Origin of the sequence: Campylobacter concisus (assembly GCF_003048985.1) — a bacterium.
Taxonomy (GTDB): Bacteria; Campylobacterota; Campylobacteria; order Campylobacterales; family Campylobacteraceae; genus Campylobacter_A; species Campylobacter_A concisus_AY.
The window spans coordinates 1-2,787 of sequence record NZ_PIRS01000024.1; the positions used below are offsets into that span (position 1 = coordinate 1).

The window sequence follows — 2,787 nt, forward strand, 5'->3', positions numbered from 1 at the left end:
CTTTATTAACGGTATTTACAACGGCATTGAGCTCACCAATCATCGCATTATCTTTTTTGATGCCTTCGATCACTTCGCTAATATTTTCATTTATGACCTTACTCATCTGTCCAAATTCATCTTCTCTTTTTATCTCTAATTTAGACGGAGCGTCAGCCTTATATGTAACAAATTTAAAGACCTCGGTTAGTTTATCTTGTATGGTCTTGATAGGGCTTAGCGACCTTTTTAAGAGGAAGAAGACAAAGGCAGATAAAATAATAATGAAAACAACAGCCATGATGGCTTGGATCTTGAGGAGGGGCATAGTCTGGCTAGTAAAAGTATCGGCGTTTATAGCAGCTACTGCGAGCCAGCCATCGTCATTTAGTGGCAAAATTTTAGCCGAAACATTTACGCCTTTTGAGTTTTGGTATGAGATCAAGCCATTTTCATCAAAGTCCTTGCTAGCAAATTTAGCCGCCAAATTCTTGGTTGCTTCGACTGAACTATTTACAAGACTTTCATCCTCATGCAGCAAGATAACGCCCTCTTTATCCATAAAATAGACATAGCCAAACTCGGTTTTGCCCATATCTAGAAGCTTTTTGCTTAAAAGCCTGATATTAACATCAGTAAATGTAGCTCCCGCGAGCTTGCCGTCCTCCACTACCGGAGTAGAAAAGGTCATGCAAAGGTCGTGCTCTGGGGCAACCATATCTATATATGGCTTTGTAAAGATAGTTTTTCCGCTACTCTTTGCAGCAAGGTACCACCCTCTAACCCTTGGGTCGTATTTATCTTTTTCTGGGGTTAAGGTTTTGCCATTTGAGCCATAAGTATAGCCGTTGCTTTGCGCTGCAAAATAAGCGCCTATGACTATTGATTTTAAATTTTCTTTTGTGGATTTTAAACGGGCAAGAATTTCATCTTCGTTGCCAACGCTGCCCGTTAGTTTGTCGGCGAGCTTTTGCGAATCCTCCATATAGTCACTCACAAAACTATGCGTGACAGACTTGATGTCAGATAGAATTTGATCTTGGTTTTGGCTGATAAGCTTCACCACCTCCTCTTTCGCGTTAAAGTAGCTAACAGCCGACATCGCTGCAAAGCAAATACCCAAAAGAACAATAAGCATCAATGCGATCTTGTTTGAAATAGACCTCACTTCATCCTCCTTGTGAAATATTAGCGAAATTATAAAATTTAAAATATAAATTTAATCTTTTGTTTTAAATAATATTTTATATTAAATAGTGATTAAATCTATAAAAATAACGTAAATTAGCGATATATTAGAAATTTTTTAAATAAATTTGATTTACTTTATAAAATATATTTGAAGTAAAATATTTAGTTTTTAGCATTAAACTGGTTTATAAACTAAATTTATGCTATATGACCTTAAACAAAAGAGAAACTTCTTAAAATTTTACATGTAATGAGAGTTTAAATTTGTAAATGATCTGCGGAATTTAACTTAAAAAGTATTATAAAATTTAGCCAGAGACCAAGTCGAACTGGCTAAATTTGGTGATATTTAAATTTCTTTATAACCGACTATATTTAACCCAAAACCAGCTAAGCTTACAAATTCTTTATTTTTATTTGAGCTTAGAAGCTCGATATCTTTTACGCCAAAGTGATTTAAAATTTGTGCTCCGATGCCGTAGTCCTTGCTTGTGTTTGAGTTGTCGCTATCTAAAAAGATCAAAATTCCACCATTTTGGCTTAGAAATTTGATAGTTTTTAAAAGCTCTTCGTATTTTGGACTGCTCAAAAGCTCGTGATCGGCAAGGATCTTTTGAAATTTGACATTTGCCTTGCTCTTTGGCTCGCCAAAAAGATAAGCTGAGTGGATTTTACCTTTGTGATCGGCGATATCGTATCTTGCTACGGCGCAGTTTGCGATCTTGACGTCACTTTTTTCGCCAACTCTTATGAGGCTTTCATGGCTTAGTCTATACTCGACCAGGTCAGAAACGCTGATCATATTTAGACCAAATTTCTTACAAAACTCCTCTAGATAATCACGTCTTGCCATGGTGCCATCTTCTTTTACGATCTCGCATATTGAAGCCATCGGAGCAACACCTGCAAGCTTGCAAAGATCTACCGAACCCTCGGTGTGGCCTGTACGAACTAGCACACCGCCATTTTTAGCGATGAGCGGGAAGATGTGTCCTGGACGCACGAAGTCTTCAGGCTTTGAGCTAGCCTCAGCCGCAAGCCTGATCGTCATATCGCGCTCGTATGCACTCACGCCCGTTGTTGCGTCTTTTGCGTCGATCGTGACTGTAAAAGCTGTCTCGTGGCTCGATGTGTTTTTGACTACCATTAGCGGCAGGTCAAGCCTTTTGGCGTTTGCCTCATCCATCGCAAGACAGAGCACGCCCTTTGCATGAGTGATAGCAAAATTTACCTTTTGCATGTCGCTACTAGCTGCTGAAAAGACTAGATCGCCCTCGTTTTCGCGGTCCTCGTCATCGACCATAACGACCATTTTGCCATTTTTTATATCCTCAATCGCTCTTAATACATTTTCAAGTGCCATAATTATCCTTTTATAAATTTTTACGATTATATTGATATTTTGATAATCAAAAGATAAAAATAATATTTTTTCTTTGCCGGTAATCACTTTTGAGAAAAAATAGAATTTACACCAAAATTTAAGCTTTTGAGGTTGATATTAGCCATTTGACAGGATAAATTTATCTCATATAGGCATAAAATTTATATGTATGTTTGCGCGATAAAATAAATTTTGACTTTAAATTTTTAAAATATTCCTCGTACATTAAATAG

General features: G+C 37.2%; 2 protein-coding genes. Both read right to left on the minus strand.

Annotated elements, in window-relative coordinates; genetic code table 11:
* Positions 1–1,147 (minus strand): cache domain-containing protein (locus CVS91_RS10135; protein ID WP_107831870.1); only part of this gene is annotated, 1,147 nt, incomplete at its 3' end.
* 372 nt (positions 1,148–1,519) lie between these two features.
* A complete protein-coding gene (locus CVS91_RS10140; protein WP_107831871.1) occupies positions 1,520–2,533 on the minus strand; it encodes a bifunctional 3,4-dihydroxy-2-butanone 4-phosphate synthase/GTP cyclohydrolase II in 1,014 nt (337 codons plus the stop codon).
* Positions 2,534–2,787 lie beyond the last annotated feature (254 nt).

What these genes read in the sequence shown, in the direction of transcription:
- CVS91_RS10140 (WP_107831871.1), bottom strand. Translation starts at nt 2,533, where the DNA reads ATGGCACTTGAAAATGTATTAAGAGCGATTGAGGATATAAAAAATGGC.